The organism is Streptomyces dysideae (genome assembly GCF_001514305.1).
In the GTDB taxonomy this organism is placed as follows: domain Bacteria; phylum Actinomycetota; class Actinomycetes; order Streptomycetales; family Streptomycetaceae; genus Streptomyces; species Streptomyces dysideae.
The window spans coordinates 181,478-202,661 of the sequence record NZ_KQ949087.1 but is presented as its reverse complement, the minus strand read 5'-3'; the positions used below and the strand labels follow the sequence as shown (position 1 = coordinate 202,661).

Annotated in this window: 16 protein-coding genes; 8 read left to right on the top strand and 8 right to left on the bottom strand. The window is 69.5% G+C overall.

The annotated features are described in order from the left end of the window. Positions 1-27: 27 nt before the first annotated feature. From AQJ91_RS21805 to AQJ91_RS21785, 5 genes are all read left to right on the top strand, one after another. The gene (locus AQJ91_RS21805; RefSeq protein ID WP_067024260.1) at positions 28-504 is read left to right on the top strand and encodes a hypothetical protein; all 477 of its coding nucleotides are present in this window, start codon (positions 28-30) and stop codon (positions 502-504) included. Positions 505-541: 37 nt separating this feature from the next. Further along, the gene (locus AQJ91_RS21800; RefSeq protein ID WP_067024257.1) at positions 542-988 is read left to right on the top strand and encodes a hypothetical protein; all 447 of its coding nucleotides are present in this window, start codon (positions 542-544) and stop codon (positions 986-988) included. 98 nt (positions 989-1,086) lie between these two features. Further along, positions 1,087-1,587, top strand: coding sequence for a hypothetical protein (locus AQJ91_RS21795; RefSeq protein WP_067024254.1), 501 nt, complete (start codon positions 1,087-1,089; stop codon positions 1,585-1,587). Then, the gene (locus tag AQJ91_RS21790; RefSeq protein ID WP_079085103.1) at positions 1,584-1,961 is read left to right on the top strand and encodes a hypothetical protein; all 378 of its coding nucleotides are present in this window, start codon (positions 1,584-1,586) and stop codon (positions 1,959-1,961) included. The genes AQJ91_RS21795 and AQJ91_RS21790 overlap by 4 nt, the downstream gene beginning before the upstream one ends. Beyond that, on the top strand, positions 1,958-2,338 hold the full coding sequence (locus AQJ91_RS21785) for a hypothetical protein (RefSeq protein WP_067024251.1): 381 nt from the start codon (positions 1,958-1,960) through the stop codon (positions 2,336-2,338). The genes AQJ91_RS21790 and AQJ91_RS21785 overlap by 4 nt, the downstream gene beginning before the upstream one ends. Before the next feature lie 61 nt (positions 2,339-2,399). On the opposite strand, the gene AQJ91_RS21780 is transcribed toward AQJ91_RS21785, so the two are convergent. Then, positions 2,400-2,771: a hypothetical protein gene (locus tag AQJ91_RS21780; RefSeq protein ID WP_067024249.1), complete on the bottom strand. Its 372-nt coding sequence runs from the start codon at positions 2,769-2,771 to the stop codon at positions 2,400-2,402. A 313-nt stretch (positions 2,772-3,084) separates the two neighbouring features. Here AQJ91_RS21780 and AQJ91_RS21775 point away from each other — a divergent pair, with 313 nt between their 5' ends. The 3 genes from AQJ91_RS21775 (at position 3,085) to AQJ91_RS49795 (ending at position 11,514) form a co-directional block, all read left to right on the top strand. Beyond that, a complete protein-coding gene (locus AQJ91_RS21775) occupies positions 3,085-3,438 on the top strand; it encodes an SH3 domain-containing protein (RefSeq protein ID WP_067024246.1) in 354 nt (117 codons plus the stop codon). A gap of 831 nt (positions 3,439-4,269) precedes the next feature. Next, positions 4,270-10,512, top strand: coding sequence for a DNRLRE domain-containing protein (locus AQJ91_RS21770; protein WP_067024243.1), 6,243 nt, complete (start codon positions 4,270-4,272; stop codon positions 10,510-10,512). Between the two features lie 93 nt (positions 10,513-10,605). Next, positions 10,606-11,514, top strand: a complete 909-nt coding sequence (locus AQJ91_RS49795) for a DUF4240 domain-containing protein (protein WP_079085101.1) — start codon at positions 10,606-10,608, stop codon at positions 11,512-11,514. Between the two features lie 393 nt (positions 11,515-11,907). On the opposite strand, the gene AQJ91_RS21765 is transcribed toward AQJ91_RS49795, so the two are convergent. The 7 genes from AQJ91_RS21765 to AQJ91_RS21735 all read right to left on the bottom strand — a co-directional run bounded on the left by AQJ91_RS21765 (position 11,908) and on the right by AQJ91_RS21735 (position 21,184). Further along, complete coding sequence (locus tag AQJ91_RS21765; protein ID WP_067024240.1) at positions 11,908-12,792, bottom strand: hypothetical protein; 885 nt, start codon at positions 12,790-12,792, stop codon at positions 11,908-11,910. Between the two features lie 331 nt (positions 12,793-13,123). Further along, positions 13,124-14,008: an extensin gene (locus AQJ91_RS21760; protein WP_067024237.1), complete on the bottom strand. Its 885-nt coding sequence runs from the start codon at positions 14,006-14,008 to the stop codon at positions 13,124-13,126. Beyond that, entirely contained in the window at positions 14,005-14,943 is a 939-nt protein-coding gene (locus AQJ91_RS21755; protein WP_067024234.1) for a C40 family peptidase, read from the bottom strand. The genes AQJ91_RS21760 and AQJ91_RS21755 overlap by 4 nt, the downstream gene beginning before the upstream one ends. Continuing rightward, positions 14,940-15,929 (bottom strand): replication-relaxation family protein, encoded by a 990-nt coding sequence (locus AQJ91_RS21750; RefSeq protein ID WP_067024230.1) that lies wholly within the window; start codon positions 15,927-15,929, stop codon positions 14,940-14,942. Before AQJ91_RS21750 ends, AQJ91_RS21755 begins: the two co-directional genes overlap by 4 nt. Positions 15,930-15,978: 49 nt before the next feature. Then, on the bottom strand, positions 15,979-18,303 hold the full coding sequence (locus AQJ91_RS21745; RefSeq protein WP_107122495.1) for a type IV secretory system conjugative DNA transfer family protein: 2,325 nt from the start codon (positions 18,301-18,303) through the stop codon (positions 15,979-15,981). A 77-nt stretch (positions 18,304-18,380) separates the two neighbouring features. Beyond that, positions 18,381-20,237 carry a VirB4 family type IV secretion system protein gene (locus AQJ91_RS21740; RefSeq protein ID WP_079085100.1) on the bottom strand — a complete coding sequence of 619 codons (1,857 nt, stop codon included), beginning with the start codon at positions 20,235-20,237 and terminating at the stop codon, positions 18,381-18,383. Further along, positions 20,234-21,184, bottom strand: coding sequence for a PrgI family protein (locus tag AQJ91_RS21735; RefSeq protein WP_067024225.1), 951 nt, complete (start codon positions 21,182-21,184; stop codon positions 20,234-20,236). Before AQJ91_RS21735 ends, AQJ91_RS21740 begins: the two co-directional genes overlap by 4 nt.

Below are 21,184 nucleotides of genomic sequence, written 5' to 3'. Positions count from 1 at the left end.
ACCAGCCCACAAAGGAGTCCAGACACCATGACGTCGCTTGCCGAACGCGCCCACGCCGCCGCCGTGTTCATCCGCCACAACACCGCTGCCAGCCCGCACGGCCGCTACCGGGGCGAGGAACACGCCCGCACCGCCGTACGGCTGGCAGCCGCCCTCGGCCTGGGGCTGGACCAGATCACCATCGCCCCGGACTGGCTACGACGCCGTACCACCCCGGGCGAGCCGGTCCTGGCCACCGCCACCTGCCCGGACACCGGCGAGAAATACGTCTTCCTCGCCCGCTTCCCGATCTACGACGACGAAGCCTTCGAACTCCTCGGCCCGTGCCCCGAATGCTCCGGCCAGGTACCCCTGGCCACCGTCCGGCACCTCGCCGACCTCGGCACCCACCTCGCCCGACCGCCGCTCAGGCCCGAGGACATCGCGCACCCGAACACGGTGCCGGACACCTTCACCGGCGACGAAGGCCACACCAGCACCTGCCCCTACGGCGAAACCCTCTGACCGCTCAACCCGCCGCACAGGAAGGACACCCACCACCATGACCGAACGCGCCAGCCGCATCCGTGGCACCGCCGCCCGGACCAACGCCCCCACCGTTCCACCCGGTTCAGACTCCACTCCCCGGCGAGCACCCGGGCACGAGGCCCTGCGCACGGCCCTCGGCGAAGACGGATACCGGCGCCTCGTCCGCCAGCGGCACGAACGCGGCACCGCACTGGGCGAACTGGCCGACCTGGTCCTCAACAGCGCCGCCGAAGCCGACCGGCTCCACGGCAAACTGCGCCGCCACGCCGCCCACGTACGCGACCGCCTCGCCGACCTCTTCAACCCCCACCTGGATCCGGCCTTCGTGTCGGTCACCGGCCTGCTGCAGAACACGGGCCACACCACCGACCTGCACGTCGCGCGCTTCGCCCAGCAGATGAACCAGCTCACCCAGGTCCTGGACAGCTACCAGGCCGCCGTACGGCGCACCGGGCTGTGACCAGGCGCCGTTGACCATGCGGGGCCCGCACTCGGGCCCCGCCCGCGCCCGCGGACCAGGAACCGCCCCGGTCCGCCCGCTCCCGGAAGGTTTCGTTCATGCCTGGTACCGACATGCCGCAGCACGCCACGGTCGTGCACCAGATCCTCCAGCACGCTCACGCTCACGCTCTCCTCACCGCCTCCGAGAACGAGGAGGATCTGCCTCTGGCTGAACTGCTGACCCGCGCGGCAGACCACGTGCCGGCCGAGGATCGCGAGCACCTGGACTCGCCCGCCCTCGCCTGGGCCGTGGCAGAGGCCGCCGCACAACTGCTCGCTCGATGCAAGATCCCCATTACGGCGGGCGACCCGAACGTGGCGTACTGCCTGCAGGCGCTCGACCGGCTCCCGCGTACGGCCCGCACCGGCCTGCTCACCGTGGCCATCCGGTACACGGCACCCGACCCCCACAGCGCCCCGCCGCTCGACGAGCGCACCCCCGCCTCGGGCGGGCAGACAGCCGCCCGGGACCGTAGGAGGGGGGCCTGCCCGTGTCCGTGCAACAGCGGTGGTTTCTGCGGCGGCTGCGGGCACGCGGGCTGCGGAGGACGACGATGAACCGAAACGCCGCGCGCGGCGACGGCAAGATGCCCATGCGGCAACCCCTCGACGAAGACGGCGTCGAGCCCGAAGGCGGTGAGCCGCACGACGAGGTCGCCGACCCGCTCACCGGCACGGTCCGGGTGTGCGCCCGCCGCTGCGAAACCTGCATCTTCCGCCCGGGCAACCTCATGCACCTGCAGCCCGGACGGGTCGCCGCCATGGTCAACCGGGCCCGGCAAACCGAGGGGCACGTGGTCAGCCACAAAACCCTCGGAACCGAGACACCGGCGATCTGCCGAGGCTTCGCCGACGGCCCTAACCAGGGCCGCAGCCTCGCCCTCCGCCTGGCCCGTGCGCTCGGTGCGCTGCGAGAGATCTCCCCGCCATGACCACCCCACCGAACGCACCGGGACCGGGCACCCGCCTGCTGGCCGAACAGCTCGGCCTCGGAGAGCCTCTGACCGCCCTTGCCGTCCGGCACCCGCCGGGCGACCGCCTCCACCGCCTCGCTCGCGCCTTGTGCCAGACCGCCACCGAGCTGGACACTGGTTACTGGCGGGCGCAGCAGGTCGGCCGTCAACTACGCGCCCTGCGCGGTCGGCTGGCCTCAGGCCCCGATGGGACCGACGCCTTGAAAGAGGAGATCAGCTCTGCGGCGGAGGAGTTGGAGCTGATGCTGGAGCGATGTGAGGTGCTGGACACGGCCTTGATCCGGCTCCTTGGTATCTACCAGGACATCGTCCCAGCGCCCAGAGTGAACCCGTGAGCGGCCCCTGCGGCATCGTGACCGAGCGGCCGGTAGGTTCCTGGCGGAACGCTGCGCGACGTCAGCGGTGGATCTTGGCGCACGGTGTGCCGTCCACCTTGTTGAACTCAATGCACAGCCAGGTGCCGTTCCGGAAGCTTCGGCCATTCAGGTTCCAGTCCACGTTGGAGAACTGTGTCGTCCCTGCGGTGACCGGCGTCGCCTCCTTCCAGCGGGTGATGTCGGCCCGCTGGCCCTTGTAGACCGTGTACAGGCGGGCCCGGACACCGGTGCCGTGGCCGTCCATCCAGCCGCCTGCCTGCTTCACTGACAGGCCTTTGCCCTTGACGCTCAGCCCCACTTTGCCGTCTTTGACGGACGCGTCCGCGTGCGCGGGGGCAGTCGCGCAGGCCAGGGAGAGGAACACCACTGCGACGGTCGTCAGGTACTTCATAGTTCGTCCCTAAGAGGAAGTGTCATGTGGGTAGTTGGGGCGTCCGGCGGTTGATCGCCCAAGTCGGATAGGGCACCGCCGGCCGGTCGGCAGCACGCCGCGGGATGGCCCCGCGTAACAACTGCCGTCACGGGCTGGGCATGAACGCCCCGCCGGGTGTCCCCTGCAACGACCGGTGCCTACGCGAAGCAGTGCAACATCACCTGAATCGGCGGAATGTGCTGCCAAATGGAGCAAACGGGACGGCGGGTGCGCGAGATGCGCAGCAATCTTCAGTGCCGACGCCACTGAACCCGCATATAAGGAGCGCCCGTTGTCCCGCCGTCACGCCTCGCTGCTCACCACGTGCCTACTCGTCGTCCCGCTACTCGCGATGTCGGCTCCCACACTTGCCGCCCAGCCGGTGCATGTCTCTGCCGCACCGGTGGCCCTCAAGCAGGACTACTGCCGTATCACCGGGTCTTCGGCCACGGTGCGAGCCAAGCCCCGCAAGTCCGCGAAGCCGCTCGGCACCGCGCACAAAGGAGACACCTGCACCGCGCACGGCTGGGCCGAGGGCGAGGGCACATGGGTGAAGGTCACGATGAAGCGCAGCGGCGTCGCCGGGTACGTGCACTCCTCTCTGGTGGCATGGGGCAAGGAGTCGCTGACGTCCACCGGGGGGTGACCGGCCCCGCGGCCCGGTGTTCCGTGCCCGGGGCGATGACCGTTGGTTACGACACGCCGGTCCCCCTGCGATGCCTCGTTCCGGATGAGGGCGCGCAGCACCTGCTCGCCTGTCCTGGTGACCTCTTCGACGAGATCGCAGAAGCTGCCCAAGCGAGTCGTGATCGTGCAGATCCGGTACCCGGTCGGGTTGTTTTGAGGGGCGCCCGCAGTGCAGGTCCCGCACTGCCTGGCCGCGCCCACAGTCGCCGCCCGCACCCACTGGATCATCCGGATCTGCGGACACCAAGGCATCCTGTCTCCTCGCCGACGCCAACATGGGAGTGGGATACCTGGATGACGACGTCCATTAGAGGTCTGCCGGGCCGCGACCTCACACCGAACCAGCGAACCCCCAACCGCGCGCCATCCGCGGCCCGGACACCGGTCAATCGCAGCGTCGCACGGCTGAAGGCACGGCGGATCTTCCGCAAGGCCCGGTGCAGCCGGAATCGAATGCCGTCAATCGCCACCGCTGTCCTGACCCGGGAGAGGCAGGAGTGGAAAGGCTCAATGAACTACCGGTAACCACTTTCGCTTTGACGGTAGTTGACGCGCTGGAGTGGCGCAGATCACTCAACCCCTCGAAGTGCCCACCGCCCCCCTTCTGTGATCTTGTCATGATTTCCGATCTTTACCTGACGCATACCTTCACATTGACATCACGTGGGTGATGTCAATGAATGCGAGAGGTCAAAGAATCATGACGATTCACAGACCTGCGCCACGACGGCGCGGGCGGCCTTGGCACGGGGGGAACGTTCGCTGGACAGCGGGCAGTGTCGCCTTGGCCATGACCATTACCCTGCTTGACGCGACGAGTTCGGGGGCAGCCTCGCCGACCCGGGCAGTGAGCGCGCCGAAGAAGGCGGCAGCGACCCAGGCAGCCGACATACCTTCTGCCCGCGTCGCGGCAAGGCTGTCCGGCAAGCGGGTTGAGGCGCTCTCGGAGCGCACCGAGACGTCGACAACGTGGGTGAACAAGAACGGCAGCCTCACAACTGAAGTGGCGGCAGGCCCGATTCGCTTCGAGCGGGACGGCAAGTGGGTCGATGTCGACGTGCAACTGCGGGAATCCGGGTCAGGAGTTGAGCCAGTCGCGCACCCAGAAGGGCTGCGGCTCGCCGGCAAGACGGGCACGCCAGCAAAGTCGTTGAAGGCCGCGCGGGCGGCCAAGGCGACCGACCTGGTGACGCTCGGCGAGGGCGACCAGCAGATCACGCTGCAGTGGAAGGGCGGTCTGCCGAAGCCCAAGCTGGACGGTACGCGGGCGGAGTACGTCAACGCGGTGCCTGGTGCGGACGTGGTCGTCGAGGCTACGCGGACCGGCTTCGAGCAGTTCGTCGAGATCAAACAGCGCCCGGACACGGGCAGCTACTCCTACACGCTGCCGCTGAAGGCCAAGGGCCTGAAGGCGAAGCAACTCGACGACGGCAACATCCTGTTCACCGACAAGAAGAGCAAGAAGCGGGCCGTGATGCCCGCGCCAGTGATGTGGGACGCCACCGTCGACAAGCGGTCCGGCGAGCACACGAACCGGGCCAAGGTCGGCCTGAAGGTCGTTCAGAAGGGCTCGACCGTCGACCTGGTGGTCACACCGGACGCGGAGTTCCTCGCCGACCCGGATACGCAGTACCCGGTCACTGTCGACCCGTCCACCTCTTCACTGAGCAGCGTCTTCGACACCTACGTCCAGCAGGGCGAGACCGTCGACTGGTCCACCGACACCGAGCTGGACCTGGGCAACCCCGGTACGACCAACTCCGACGGCACCCCCCGCACGGCGCGCTCCTTCATCTCCTGGAACACCACGCCGATCCAGGACGCGCTGGTCCTGGACGCGAAGCTGTCGCTGTGGAACTTCCACTCGGGCAACAACACCGACTGTGCGCTCTACCCGTGGGAGGTGTGGTCGACCGGCGCGGCCTCGACGTCGTCGCGCTGGACGGCACAGCCGTCGTGGACGGCGAAGAAGGCCACCTCTACCGAGACCCGCGGCAACGCCGCGTGTACCACGCAGCCGGACGGCTGGATCAACGCCGACGTGACCACGCTGGTGCAGGAGTGGGCGTCGGCCAAGGCCACCCGCGGTCACATGGGCCTGCGCGCCTCGAGTGAGACCGTGGTGGCGCAGTGGAAGCGGGTCAACTCCGCCAACGCCGCTTCCAACCCGCCCAAGCTGGTCGTGAACTACAACTACCGGCCGCGCACCGGCACCAAGCAGGAGGCCGGCCCGCCGTACTTCTCCTACAGCGGCGCCTACACGGTGAACACCACCACGCCGACGCTGCGGGACACCTTCGTCGACGCCGACGGTGACAAGGTCAACGGCACCTTCCAGATCTACGACAACGCCACCAACACCCAGGTCGGCGACGTCATCGTTTCCAAGTACGTACCGTCCGGGCAGGTCGCGTCGATCACCGTGCCCTCCGGCGTGTTGACCAACGGCAAGACGTACAAGTTCCGTACCTCGCCGTACGACGGCACGCACTACAACAACGGCTGGTCGGCGTGGAAGACCTTCACGGTCGACACCGCCACGCCGTCGGCCCCTACCGGGATCACGTCATCGGACTATCCGTCGAACGCGTGGGTCAAGGGCGCGGGTCAGACGGGGACGTTCAGCGTTACACCCAACGGTACGGACCACAACTGGCTGGAGTGGTCGCTGGATGGCGTGACCTGGACCAAGGTCGCGACCGGCGGTTCCACTGCCGCCAAGGCCATCAGCATCGCCCCGCCCGAGGACGGCACCCACATCCTCCAGGTGCGGCAGGTCGACAAGGCGGACAACAAGTCCGAGGCGATCGAGTACACCTTCCATGCCGGCCCCGGTGGCTTCGTCCGGCCCGATGACGGCGAGCGCACCGCCCGCCGACTCCCGCTGGTCGCGGAGGCCGACGGCAGCAAGTACAACGAGGTGTCGTTCTCCTGGCGCCGCTCCGAGGCAGACCCCTGGGTGAAGATTCCCGCAGGGGACGTCACCGCCGGCGGAACGCCACTGACGGCCTGGCCGGTGCCGCTGGTGAACGGCAAGAACGCCGCCTTGGTCTGGAATGCCACCGACACCGTGAATCCGGACGGAACGGTCGAGATCAAGGCCGACTTCACCGGCCCGAACTCGGCCTCGGGCAGCACGCAGCGCATCGATGTGATCGTGGACCGCACTGCGACGGGCGCTGCGGCCGACGAGGTTGGCCCGGGCGAGTTGAACCTCCTCACCGGCGACTACACGCTGTCCGCTGAGGACGTCTCGGCCCTCGGGCTGTCGGTGTCGCGCACAGCCTCGTCCCGTATCCCGGACAAGGGAGCCCAGCAGGACGGCCAGGCGACGATCTTCGGTAAGGAGTGGGTCTCCGGCGCTGTGGCCGAAGCGACAGAGTCGGACTACTCTCACATCCGCCGGATTTCCGACACGGCCGTTGCCGTCGTCGACGCAGAGGGTACAGAGACACACTTCACCGCGAACGCCGCCCAGACCGGCTGGGTTCCCGAGACCGGATCCGAGTACCTGACTCTCGCTGGCAACGTGACGGGTTCGTTCACGCTCTCGGACACCGACGGCACGGTCACCGAGTTCACCAAGCCGGATGCGGCCTCCGCGACCTGGCAGGTGTCCTCCACGCTGATGGACGGCCTGACCAACTCCACTACCACGGTGGTCTCCGAGACCGTGACGGTGGCTGGCGAGGAGCTGGCCCGCCCGAAGCGGATCATCGCCCCGACCTCCGCCGCGAGCGCCGCAGCGTGCACAGCGACGCCGTCGACCAAGGGCTGTCGCGCACTGGAGTTCGTCTACGCTACCTCCACCACCGCCACCACCACCGCGTTCGGCGACTTCGCGGGCCAGGTGAAGGAGATCCGTCTGTGGTCCACCGAGCCCGGTGCCACCTCGGCCACCGCCAAGGCCGTGCAGACATACGCTTACGACACGGTCGGCCGTCTGCGTCAGGCGTGGAACCCGCAGATCAGCCCGGAGCTGAAGACCGAGTACGCCTACGACACGGCCGGGCGGGTCACCGGCCTGACCTCGGCCGGGGAGCTGCCGTGGACGTTCACCTACGGCAAGGTGGGCAACGCCGCCACCGCGGGTGAGGGCATGCTGCTCAAGTTGTCCCGCTCCGGCCTTCAGCAGGGGACCAAGGACGTCGAGTCGGGCACCGCGTCCACCTCAGTCGTCTACGACGTCCCTCTGACCGGCACGGCCGCGCCCTACGCGATGGGCGCGGCGGACGTGAAGACATGGGGCCAGTTGGATGCCCCGACCGATGCGACTGCCGTCTTCCCCGCGGACGTGGTGCCCGCCTCGCACGACGGCAGCGCCCTGACCACCGCCGGCTACGCGCGCGCCGCGATCACCTACATGGGTGTCTCCGGCCATGAGGTCAACACGGCCACTCCGGGCGGGTATATCGACACCACCGAGTACGACCGCTTCGGCAACACCGTTCGCGAACTCTCGGCCGGCAACCGCGCCGTCGCCCTCGGTGTCAGTGCCGCAGACCGGGCCGTGCAGGAGGATCTGGGCATCGGATCGCTGTCCGCTGCCGAACGGGCGAACCTTCTGGCCGCCACCACGGTCTACAACGAGACCGGCACACGCGAACTGGAGAAACTGGGCCCTCTTCGCCGTATCGACCTGACCGCCGACCTGAAGTCGGGGACCACCACCTTGGTCCCGGCGGGTACACCAGTGACTGCCCGCAGCTGGGTCGTCAACGAGTACGACACGGGCCGACCGACGGACGGCACGGCTGCGGTCAGGGACCAACTCACCAAGAGCACCATAGGTGCCCAGGTCCGGGAGCACCCCACGGTGCACGGCGAGACCAAGGTGTCCGAGGTTTCCTATGACTGGGCACGAGGTCTGCCCACCCAGACCGTGCAGGATCCCGGTGGTCTGGCGATCACCACCAAGACCGAGTACGACGCCCAGGGGCGCGTCACCAAGCAACTCCGGCCCGGAGCTACCGGTACGGACGCCGCGACCCGCGTGACCACGTACTGGTCCGCTACGGGCACGGGCACCTGTCAGGGTCGCCCGGAGTGGGCTGACTTGGTCTGCTCCAGCGGACCGGTCGGCGCCATTACCGGCGGCGGCTCCAACCCGTCCCAGATGCCGACCACCACCACCGAGTACAACTGGTGGGGCCGATCGGCCACGGTGCGCGATACGGCGAACGGCAGCACCCGTACCACCACGATCCAGTACGACGCGGCCGGCCGCCCCGACAAGACGGCCATCACCGGAGGCATCGGGCAGGCCGTTCCTGAGTCCACCACGGAATATGACCCGGCAACGGGCCAACCCGTGAAACTGACCTCACCGACCGGCGGCACCATCACCAAGGCGTTCGACAAACTCGGCCGCCTGGTCTCGTACACCGACGCCGACGGCGGTATCACCACCACCGAGTACGACCTGCTCGACCGCCCGGTCAGGACATCGGACAACTCGCCCTCAACCGTCACCTACACCTACGACCACGCCGTCGAGCCGCGTGGCCTCGCCACGAAGGCCACCGACTCCATTGCGGGTGTCTTCCAGGCCACCTACGACGCCGACGGCTCCGTCACCTCGCAGAAGCTGCCTGGCGGCTACACCCTGCAGCACACCGAAGACACCACCGGGGCACCTGTCCGGCGCACATACACCCGCGACAGCGACGGCGTCAGCGTCATGATCGACACCGTGACCCGGTCTGTTCTCGGGCAGGCAGTCACCCACGCCGGCTGGTCCCATCAGTCCTACGCCTACGACAAGGTCGGCCGCCTCACCACTGTCGACGACACCACCAGTACGGTCTGCACAAGGCGGACGTACGCCTTTGACAACCGCAGCAACCGCACGTCCCTGACGACTGCGGCCAGCGCCCCCGGCCTGGACTGCCCCACCACAGGCGGTACCGCCAGCAACCACACCTACGACAGTGCCGACCGCATCGTCGACACCGGCTACACCTACGACGCCTTCGGCCGTGCCACCGCAACCCCTGGCAGCAGCACGATCGCGTACTACGCCAACGACCTCGCCTACCAGCAGACCGACAACGGCAAGCGCCAGACCTGGCAGCTCGACGCCCGCCTGCGCTTCCGGTCCTGGAAGACGGAGACCGGCAGCGGCTCCACCTGGACCCAGACCGCATCCAAGGTCAACCACTACGACAGCGACGGCAGCGTCCCCCGCTGGATCATCGAGGACACCGCAACGGGCGCACTGACCCGAAACGTGACCGGCCTCGACGGCAGCCTGGCGGCTACGACCACCAAGACCGGCGGAACAGTCCTTCAGCTCACCAACATCCACGGAGACGTCAGCCTCGTCCTCCCTCTGGATACCAGCGTTGCACCGACCGTCCTGGACACTGACGAGTACGGAAACTCCAAGGTCGGCCAGACCGCAGCCCGCTACGACTGGCTCGGTAGCCAGGGCGTCTCAAAGGACGTTCTCGGCGGTCTGCTGGTCACGGGGGTCCGGGTGTACAACCCCGCAACCGGGCTCTTCCTCTCTCCCGACCCCGTGGTGGGAGGAAACGCAAACGCCTACGGCTATCCCACTGACCCGATCAACTACATGGACGCGGACGGCCGTTGGGCCATTGTCGTGGCCCCGGGGTACTGGCTTGCCGTCGGCACTGCAGTCGCGATCGCCTATATCATCCTTCTAGCGACCGCGTATATCTGCCAGGCACTTGGGTGCACGATCAGCATGCCTGGCCCGGACGTTCCCCTCCCAAACCCGAGATCGAAGTCGGCCAAGAAGTACAAGAACAGCAAGTACATCGGCTACATGATCTACTACAAGGGTAAGGTCTGGAAATACGGGATATCCCGAGTCGGTAAGAGCAGGCCGGCGAGTCAGATCAGCTCCTGCAACAGGTATTACCGAGTATCGAGCGGGTGCAGGTACACCGTGCTGAGGAGCAACATGAAGGGATGGTTCTACGCCCGCAGCTGGGAAGCGGCCATGATCCTTCAGTATGTGGCCAGGCATCGCCACTGCCCACCAGGACAGGCGAAGAGCTGTCGGTAGGATGCCGCGCGCACAGGGCTGAGTAAAAGACAAGCGGGTGGGCCGCCAAGGTGGCCCACCCGCTGCACTCATCAGTGGCAAGGAAGCTGATCCATGACAGAAGAAGAGTTCTGGTCCCTCATCGACCTTCTCGAAGGCGCGGCAAACCAGCAAACCACTCCCGCACTGGCAGAGACCCTAGCGAGAGATGGCAAAGATCGCATTGACGAGTTCGCCGATATGTTGGCGGCAAAGGTGCAGCAAATTGAAACTGACGCCCTCTCGGGAATTCCGGCCCGCGATGTGAATGATCCACCAGGCGCACCGTCGGTGCCACTGTTTGGCGACGCGCTTATCAATCTCCGATTCGCGGTTGTGGCAGCGGGCAGGCCACGATTCCAGCAAATCCTGAATAATCCGGACCAGGCGGCTGACCGCGCCTGGGACTTCAGCGAATCAGACAGTCTTGCCGAGGCTGTCGCCATGGCCTACGAGAAAACCACCGGAGAACCATGGCTGGGCCCGCTGCCTGGGTTCTGCATGGATGAACCCGGAGAGCCGACAGTCATCGCGGCAGGGGACACCCCTTGGCTTACCCTCGCTTTGCACGGCGACAGGGACATTCCTGCGGCATACTTCGATGCAGTCGGCGCTGTGATCGGCATGGTTCAGGGCGACCCGCAGTGGCGAACCTGGTGGTCGCGCGCCGAGCAGCGCGACCTGGCTATCGAGATCGAATGCACCTCGCAGGCGGAACGCAGCAGCGTCACTGCCAGAAGTGGTCGGGCTTGGGCCTCGTTCCGCAGGAACGACTCACGCTTTCGAGGCTTGAACAAGGGTGGCCTCGCCTACCTTGCTGCCACTGATCTGGAAGCAATCCTCACACTCGTATCCACATCTCTGAGCCTGCCCACGCCACCCCAAGTACCTCGTCCGGCACATGCAACCCCGCCGACGAGGCGAGATGACGCGGCCCGCTCGCGGCTGGAAGAACTGCGACAACGGCATCGCAAGCGCCTCTGAACCACACCAATACGGATAGTTCGGAGCACGGTCCAGGTCGCAGCGCAGCAGCACGCGATCGGCCATTTTCGATGCATCGCGGACGACCGCCTCGATCCGCGGCCGGAGCGCAGCGGCCAGAGCGGCGGGCATGTCGTCCCGGATCGCTTCATCGGTGCCCTGGCGCGTCGAGAGAGGGGTCCACATGTTGGCATGCGGCCGCGGCCCAATACGCCGCCTACACGGCGGTGGCCGCAGACACTACGGCCACGAACGCGCTGAGCCACTCCGCCTCCGAACCCCGCCCTTCCATGCCATGCCGCCGCTCGCTTGGTGTGCAAGACTCACACGGAAGCCGGGCTGGTTCCCAACCCCCGTGGGAACCAGCCCGGTTTGCTGCGTCGTTCCGGTCGGTTACGCGTCGGCCTGCGGTGTTGCCAGCCGGTAGGTGCGCGGCCGGTCGCTCACCTGCTCGGCGATGTTCTGCTTGACCAGCTTGTCCAGGGCGTTGGCGATGGCGCCCGAGGACTTCTCGATGACACGGCTGATGCCCGTGGCCGTGAACGCCTCGCCGGGGTGCTTCGACAGGTGGTTGATGACCATCTGTCGAAGCGCTCCGGGTGCGAGCCGCTTCTTCCCGCCCGGCAGGGCGCTCGCTTCCACCGGGGCCGTCGGCTGCTGCTTGGGGTCGGCTTGGGGGATGGGGGCGTCCTCGGTGCGCGCGACGTCGTTGTCCTGCGCGTGATGGGGGCCGTCGTCTCCGCTGGTGCCGTCTTCGCTCTGCTCGGCGTCCGGCGCGGGAGCATCCGGGGCTGCGTCGGTTACCGGCACGCTGGCGGCGTCCGTCCTTTCGTCGTCCGTCGCGGCGGAGGTGTTCGGCGTGGCCTCGTCGGCCGGGGCGTTCTCGCTGTCCGTGTCGTCGGCGCTCGGCTCCGGGGCATTGGAGGCGGAGTCGGTCGGCTCGGCGTTCATGGATTCCTGGCCGCCCTCGGCGTCCTTGGTGGTGCTCTCGCTGGTGGGCGCGGCGCGCCAGCGGTCGGGGGTGCGGCAGGGGCCGTCGTGGCCGCCGGGGGTGCGGACAGCCAGGCCGCGTCCCTCCAGAGTGACCAGGGCCTTGCCGGTGGTGGAGCGGCCCAGACCTGCGGCGAGGGCGAGTTCGGCGGCCGTGGCCGCGTCGTTGCCGGTGAGTTCGACCAGTTCGGCGTAGATGGCGGCGGGCGCGCCGGTCAGACCGGCCAGCGGCTCGGGGACGGGCACGGCGTGGAGCGTGCGGGTCTCGTCGGTCGTGGTGTTGGACATGAGGGAACCTCGATTCCGTCGGATGTCGGGTGGGTGAGGTCCCCCGGCCGGGGGCGGACCCGCACGGGTCGGGTCGCGGGTGTTCGCCGGGCGCGTGCGCATCGCGTGTCTCCCGGGCGGACATGGCCGTGGCACGGGCGGGTTCACGGGTCTTCCGTGGGCCCGCCGGGTGCGTCGGCCACGACCATGGACGCTCCGCTCCGGCGGGAAGTCAAGCGGGCCGATCACTTCCCGATCGGGCCAGCTCAGAGCGGTGGTGCAACCGTTGGACGCATGCGGTGTGCCGATCGGCGAGCGGAGCTCGGGACGGATCGGCTGACGTACGGGCGGTTCAATTGATCGAGGGCGGTGGGTTGCGGTCCCAGGCCAGGAGCCGTTCGCGGATCCGGCGGGCGCGCCGCGGCCCGATGCGCAGATCGGTGCGTAGGCGCCAGATGCTGACCGGGTTCCCGGTGGCGGCGCGGGCTGCCTCGTGCAGTGCGACGGCGCGTGGCCACACGTCGGCGTCTGCCGCCGTGTCGTTGGCTGGTGGAGGTTCGGGCATCAGCGGGCGGTGATGGGGCGTGTCGTCGCGCGTGTGGGGCCGGTCGTGGCCGGTGTCGGTGGCCACGGGGGCGCTGATCGAGACGAGTTCGGGACCGGCACGGTCCACTGGGGCCAGGGCGGTCGGGGGATCGGAGTGGCTGGTTCTTGGATCGGTGCCCTCTTGGAGCGATCGGGGCGTGCTGAGCGAAGGCAGGGTGTGCTGCTCGGGAGGATCGGCGGTGGCGATCCGGTCCATGAGGTCGGTGACGGTCCGCCGGTAGGCGGCGATCGTTTCCGCCAGAGCGATCAGGAGCAGGGCCGGGGTCAGGTGCAGGAGCACGGCTGCCGGATCGGCCCTGCGAGGCCAGCCGATCTGTCCGTCGGGCCACAGACTCTCCCAGGAGTTCATGAGGGCGGCGGTGCATCCGGCGCCCCAGCGCAGGGTGGTGGACCAGGCCGGCGGGCTGATCCCCCAGGAGGCCAGGCGAGCGTCCACGTACAGGACGCCGGCGAGCGCGGTGCCGAGCATCGGGTCGAGGAGGACCGCAATGGGCAAAGGAACGTTCCGGCTGGTGGCGAAGCGGGTGACGTTGACCGTGGTGAAGACCAGGGCCAGGATCCCGACCGCGCACAGCACCCAGGTCATGGCCCGCAGCAGGCCGATGGCCTCGCGGGCCGGGATCTGCTTCACCGGGCACCGCCTTCCCGCAGCGAGGGCCGTGTCGCGCCTTGGAAGGACGGGGAGTTGGTGTTCGCCGGGCCCTGGCGTACGACGGCACCGGACCGCGGGGCGTCGATGGCGTGTCCGCCTCCCGTATAGAGCGAGACGTGCGTGATGTTGCTGGGGCTGCTGCCGAAGAACAGCAGGTCGCCGGGGGCCAGCGGCGCTCCCTTCGGGAGGCGGGGGCCCGCGTCGTACTGAGCCTGGGCGACGCGGGGGATGCTGATGCCGGCGGCACGGTAGGCGGCCTGAGTGAGGCCGGAGCAGTCGAAGCCGCCCTCGGAGGGGCCGTCGCCGCCCCACACATAAGGCGTGCCGAGCTGGGCGCGGGCGAAGGCAACCGCCTTGGCCGCAGCCTCGGTTGGGGCAGGAGCGGCGGCCGCGTACCTGTCGCCGATCTTGAGGACCTGGTTCACGTAGGCGTCGTCGTGGTTGTAGTGCCAGATGGCGCGCCTGAGGTTCTTGCCGTTCTTCGCGCCGTTGGCGCACAGCAGCCGGGCTGCGGCGTAGACCGCGTCGACCGGGTCCCACGGCGTGGGCGGCTTCTTCCCGCCGGGCGGCACCGGATAGGCGTACGCCTTGAAGGTGGACGGCAAAAACTGCATCGGGCCCACCGCACCTGCTGAGGACACCATCGTGGGGTGGCGCCCGTGGTCGGTCTCGACCTTGCCGATCGCGGCGAGGACCGTCCAGGACAGGCCCGGGCACTCGGGAGCGGCGCGCTGGTAGAGGGCGAGCAAGTAGGCGGGGATGTCCGCCACCGCATGCTTGCTCGGCGAGGCCGCCATGCTGCCGCCCGAGGACAGCCCGCCCAGCAGCGCGACGATGGTCAGGGCGGCCAGCAGTGGCAGGGCGAGAACCGCGCAGCCGATGCCTCCGGCGGTCTTGGCGAACAGGGAGCTCACGCTCCCGCCTCGGGCGCGGGTGGCAGCGGGGGCACGGGGAGAGTGAGGGCGGTGTCGGCGTCGGTGGGCTCCAATTCGGAAGCCGGGCCGAGCCGGGGCCACCGGGAGGTGAGGCCGACGAGGGTGGTGCGACGGGTGTCCCCGGGGCCGAGGGGGCTCCACCAGGGGCCCCAGGGCTCGGCGGTGGTGAAGTCCGTGGACGAGGTCGCGATGCTCAGGCCCAGTTCCCGTGCGGGGGCGGCGAGGCGGCGGCGGAGGGCCTGGTCGCGGGAGGCGGTGCGGGTGTGGATGAGCAGGGCCGGCCGGGCGCTGGCTGTCGTGGCGAAGACGGCGTAGCCGGTGAGTTTGGCCTCGACGCGGGACAGGGGTTGGCTGCCGGTGTCGTATTCGAGGAAGAACGGCAGCAGGCGGTCGCCTTCCCGGTAGTGGGCGTAGGCGTCGGGGCGGACGATGTCGCCCCAGCGGCGGGCGCAGGAGCGCTCGGACAGCCAGAGCGGCAGGCCGTTTTCTGGGGTGGTGCGGCCGTGGGCGGCGAGGTGGGCGAGGAGTTCATTGACGCCGAGGTCGTGGCCCAGGGACGGCGAGTAGGCGATTCGGCCAGTGTGGCTGGGGCGCCAGCCGAGGGCCGCGAGGTCGCATCCGGCGTGGGCGGCGAGGACTGCAGCGCCGGCGGGGCCGAGGGTGTAGTGCTCGGGGGCGGATCCGGTCTGGGTCAGGGGGCGGAAGGAGTCGAGGACGGCGTGTTGGTGCAGGGTGCGCAGGCGGCGCTGTGCGGAGCGGAGTGAGGTGTAGGCGAGGCTGGCGATCTGGTGGGTGGTCAGGACGCGGTGTTCGTGGAGCATCCGCGTCAGCCATAGGTCGCGGGCTGTGAGGATGCGGGAGAGTGCGGCGACGTCGGTGTGCCGGGCCGGGCGTGGGCGGGTGGTGGAGGCGCGGGCGGTGTAGCGGGAGCCGGGGCCGATGGCGGGGCGGGGGAGTGTGGGCATGACAGGTCACCACCAGGAGTACGAGGAGAAGAAGGGGGGAGGGTGTGCTTCAGGGGCGGGTGGCCGGGCGTGGTCCGGTGCGGCCGCCGGCTGCGGCGCGCAGGTCCTTGGCCCGGCCGGGTACCGGGGGCGGCAAGGGGCGGGTGGTGAGGGTGAAGGCGGCGGATTCAGCGCCGCCGGCCAGTAGGTGGGCGGCGGCCTGATACGGGCCGAGGTGAGCGAGGTCGTGCGCGGCCAGAGTCGGGAGCGTGTGCCGCTCCAGCGCGTTCGCGTCCTCGGGGGAGGCGTTGAAGAAGACCTTGTTGCGGGCGTTGGCAGAGATGCCCTCGCGCAGGTCGCGCGGGAGCTGCGCGAGGTGCTGGTGGGCTAGCAGCATGGACAGGCGATAGCCGCGTGCCTCGGCGAGCATGTCCTCCAACGGATACGGCAGGGTCAAGAAGTTGTGCGCCTCGTCGATGCTCAGCGTGGCGTCGATCCGGGAGTGTTCGGGCATGCGGGCGCGGGCTGCGGCCGCCTGCCAGGTGCCGGCGACGATGAACGAGCCCAGCAGCCGGGCGGTCTCCTCGCCGAGGGCTCCCTTGGGGAGGCGGGCGAGGAGGATGCCGCCGTCGAGGACCTGGCCGAGGTCGAAGGTGGAGGGCCCGGCGGCGATGGCGCGGCGGGCGAAGTCGCGCAGCAGGAAGGCGCGCAGCTTGTTCATCACCGGGCCGACCACGGCCGCTCGGGAGGGCTCGGACATCGACTCGTACCAGGCCCAGAAGCCGCGCAGCACCGGGTCCTTGAGGGCGGGGATGATGCGCAGCCGGAAGGCGGATTCGCCGAGGAGGCGGGGGACGTCGGCGAGGGTGACCAGTTGGCGGGTGCGGCCGCGGTGTTTGAGGAGGGTCAGGCAAGCGGCACGCATCACGTCGTCCGTGCGAGGGCCCCAGAAGGCGGTGAAGATGCGGCGGAAGATGCCGGTGATGTTGTCGACGACGACGTCGATGTCCGCGCCGTCGAGCACGTTGAGGCAGGGCGGGGTGTGTGGGTCGTCGGGGTCGATGAGGACGAGTCGGTCGGCGCAGGTGTCCGGGAGGCGGTCCAGGAGGTCGGTGACCAGGTCGCCTTTGGGGTCGATGACGATGACGCCGCGGTGGTGGCGTACGTCGTCCAGGGCGAGGTTCGCGATCAGAGTGGACTTGCCGGAGCCGGTCGCGCCCATGACATGGAGGTGGTGACGGGCGTCGGCGACCGCGAGACCGACGCCGCGGCGGGCGCCGGTGTCCGAGCGGCCAAGGGGCTTGACACCGTTGCCGGGTGCCGGTTCGGGGACCTGCGGGGGTGGCAGGACCGAGCGGGCGCCGGCCCGTTGGACACCTGGTGCGTCCGCATCGGCGGGGAGGTGCGCGAGGGCGGCGAGTTCCGGCACCGAGAGCAGGGCAGGGCGCGCGGGCGGGAACTGCCGGGCGCTCAGGTGCGGTTCGGGGCGGCGCAGACGGGTGCGGGCGAGGTAGTTGCGGTCGGCGTACAGGCCGAAGGCGGAGGCGAGCGCATGGGCCCGGCCGCGCGCCACGTCCTGGGCGCGCTCCGCCTCGGGGCTGCAGGCGGCGGCGTAGGTGAGGGCGCACTGCCACTGGGATCCGGAGAGCTTGGTGGCCGACTGCCGTACGGCGGCGGAGTGTTCGGGATCCTGCTTGCCGGTGGTGGAGGGTTGGGCGCGGTGGAGGAGGAGCGCGGCCAGGGCGGGCAGCCGGGCGGGTGTCTGACCCGCCTTCAGGCGGCGTGCCTGGCGGCGGGCCCGGCGCAGCGCACCGCCGGTGGCGGGGCGGGCCAGGATCTGCACGCAGGCGGACTCGTCCTCGGACATGCCAGTCGCGGCCTGCAGGAGCGCGCGCAGTGGGTCGGCGGTGTGATCGGTGCGCAGGGGCAGGACGTCGGGGCGGGCCAGTCGGAGCCGACCGGCGGTCACCTCATGTTCCATCGGGAGCAGAGGGCCGGGCTGCGTGACGCGGGTATGGGCGCCGGGCCAGGAGGCTTCCACGGCACGGCGTACGAGGCCGAGCGGTACCGTGCCGGGGACCCAGATGCGGATGCCCAGGCCGGTGTGAGACCAGGTGTATTCGAAGGAGAGATGGGGCTGGCCGGTGATGATCCGGCGCCACCATGGGCGCAGGAGTCCGGACAGCTGGGCCCACAGGACCTCCCCGCCCTTGGGGGCGGCCTGGGGTGGAACCAGGAGCTCCACCCAGTGGGCGCCGTCGGCGAGGCGCTGCTGCCGCAAGCGCAGCAGCCGACGTCGGGCGACGTATCCACAAGCTGTGGATGCGAGGGCCGTGGGGATCAAGATGGGCGCGGACGCGGCGCACCAGTCCACGGCCGTGGTGAGCGCCGTCATGCCGAAGGACTCTGGGTGGCTGACGAAGTCCACCAGCCATCCATGCGGCTGGACAGCAGTGAGCCGGCCATGCCCTGTCACAGCTCCCACTCCTCGTCTCCGACGGCCCCATCGACGTAGGAGCCATCAGACTCGAAGCCGTCGTCTGCGTGCTGGGCAGCGAGTTCGCCCGGGTCCGTGGTGATCACTTCGTGTTCGCCGGGAGCCGCGATACTGATCAAGGCGACCTTGTGGCGGCGGTCGCCGGTCAGCAGCAGGGCCTCGCCGCGGGTCGCGGAGAGTAGGAATTCCCGCTCGCCGTGGCAGAGGTGGAAGTTCTCGCTGATCGTGTCGATGGCCTGCGGGGCCTGGCGCAGCAGGACCTGGGTGGCCGCATTCGACACGATGGCCCGGCCGAGCGGGGAGGCCAGGACATCGTCGGCGTCCTGGGTGACCACGGCCAGGCCGGTCCAGTACTTGCGGGCTGCCTTGGCCATTCGGAACAGGAACCGGGCGCCGGCCCCGTCGCGCATCAGCAGCCACGCCTCGTCGACCACCACCAGATGGCGTCCAGAGGCCGGGCGGGAGGTGACCTGCCGCCAGATCGCGTCCAAAGCCAGCAGCATCGCCGGAGCCTTGACCTCCTCCGGGAGCCGGCGGAGCGCGAAGACCACCAGATGCCCGGCGGTGGCCGCGGTGCTGGGGCCGTTGAACAGCCGGGCGTGGGAGCCGCTGGTATAGGGGACGAGCCGGTCGGCGAGTTCAGCCGCCGTCTCGCTGCCGTCCTCGGTCAGGACGGCAGCCAGGTCGGTGAGCGTGGGCGGAGTGCGGCTCCATGTGCGTGTGTCGCCGGTGATTCCGGCACGCTCGTACGCGGAGAGGAACGCCCGGTCGAGCACCGCCTTCTCGGCCGCGGTCACGTCAGTGCCCAACAGGACGGCGAGGAAGGTGTGCAGGAATAGCACGCGCCGCGTCAGGACGTCCTCTCCGCTGTCCGTTGCTGCGGGGAGGTCGAAGGGGTTGAGGCGTACGCCGTCCGCGCCGAGTGCGATGACGTGGCCGCCGACGGTTTCGGCGAGGCGGACGTACTCGTTCTCCGGGTCGATCACCGAGGCCGTGACGCGGGTGAACAGCAGCCGCAGCAGCTCCAGTTTGGTCAGGTACGACTTGCCGGCGCCGGAACGGGCCAGGGTGATGGAGTTGTAGTTGTCCTGCGCGAAGCGGTCCCACAGCACCGGGGCGCCGGAGACCGCGTTCAGCCCGTACAGCACTCCTGACGCAGTGCCGTCCTCGCCGGTGGCGGTGGGCAGGTCGGGGCTGGTGAAGGGGAAACAGGCGGCGAGCGCGGCGGTGTCGAAGGTGCGGCGGATCTTCAGCGTGTCGATGCCGAGGGGCAGGGTGGCCAGCCAGCCCGGGAGGGCCCGGTAGGTGGTCGGGGCGATGGTCATGAGCAGCGACTCGGCGATCGCCCGTACGGCGGCGGCCTGCTCGGCCAGACTCTCCTCGTCCGCGGCGTGCACCGTCAGGTAGAGGGCGACGTGGAAGAGCTTTCCCTCGCCGCGGGCGATGCGGTACGCGAGCTCGGCGGCGTCCGCTGCTGCGGCCTCGACCTCCGGATCGTCCAGGTGCCCCTTGTCGAAGCCGGTGCGGCGGCCGGACTCCAGGCGCGCCCGCTGCTTCTTCAGCCCGGCGGCCGCAATCGGGTTAGGTACAGGCTCGATGTGCAGGGCGATGTCGAGGTGGCCGGGAAAGTTCAGCAGCGGGGCGAGCCAGCCGGGGGTGACCTCGGCCGGGTAGCCGGTGACCACCAGCGTGGTGGCCAGGTGCGCGCCGACCGCGAGGGCGCGGGCGTGCACCTCGATGGCCTCGGGGCCGGCGACATCGAGCAGTTCGGCGGCGTCGAGGCTGGCGACCGGGGGAGCAAGGCGATGCTTGCCGAGGCGGAGTCGGGTCATGCGGGGGCACCTTCCGGCGCGGCAGCGGGCGGGAGTTGGGTGTCGGGGTTGCAGGCCGCGCCGACCAGGGCGGCACTCCGCTCGATATCGAGGGGCGTGACGGTGATCTCGGCGGCGGCCAGGGCCCGGGCGGCCTCGTCGAGGCGCTGGAGCGCTCGTCCCTCACCGGTGTTCCGGCGCAGCCCCTGCGGTGCGCTCTCCTCGCGGGCGACCAGCACGATCTGCCGGCCGAGCAGGTTGTTGCCTGTGGCGAGGTCGGCGAGGAAGTCGGCGTGCGCGCGAGCGGCCCGTTCCAGCGCCGGGTGGGGCAGCGCGGCGGCGTCCTGCTGGAGGGTGTTGGCGAGCGGGGCGAGATCGATGCGGTGGCAGCGCACCAGCAACTGGGTGGGCCCGGTCAGGGAGTTGAGCCAGCGCGCGAACGCTGCCGCCAGGCCTTGTTGTTCGGCCGCCGAGCGCAGTTCGAAATTGACCGTGGAACACGTCGCCAGGGCCGCCTTGCCTTCGTTGCCCAGGTCGAGCACGCCGTCAGCGGTGACGCCGTCGTACGGCATGTTCATCGCGGTCGGGGGCGGCCCGGCCGCCCTGGCCCAGTGGCCGGGGACGATGGAGGGCAGTGGGGGGATGCGTTCCGGGGCGTGCACCCGGCGCTTGGGGGCGCGGACGTGCAGGAGGGCGGCGGCCAGGAACTGGTCCAGTCCGATGCCCTCCCGTTGGCCGAGTGCAAGCGCGGCCACTGCTCCGGCGATGGGGATCACCATGGCCGTGTAGGCGAGCGGTGCCATGAAGGAGCGGGTGACCCACCAGCCGCCGTACAGCACGAGTCCGGCGACGGTGAGGATGGCGGTCTGCCGAGCGGTGAAGGGGCCCAGGAGGCGGTCTGGGCGGGAGATGTCAGCGGGGATGCGGGTGGCGCACGGGGCTTCCGCTGTCTCGTCGGGTGGGTTCAT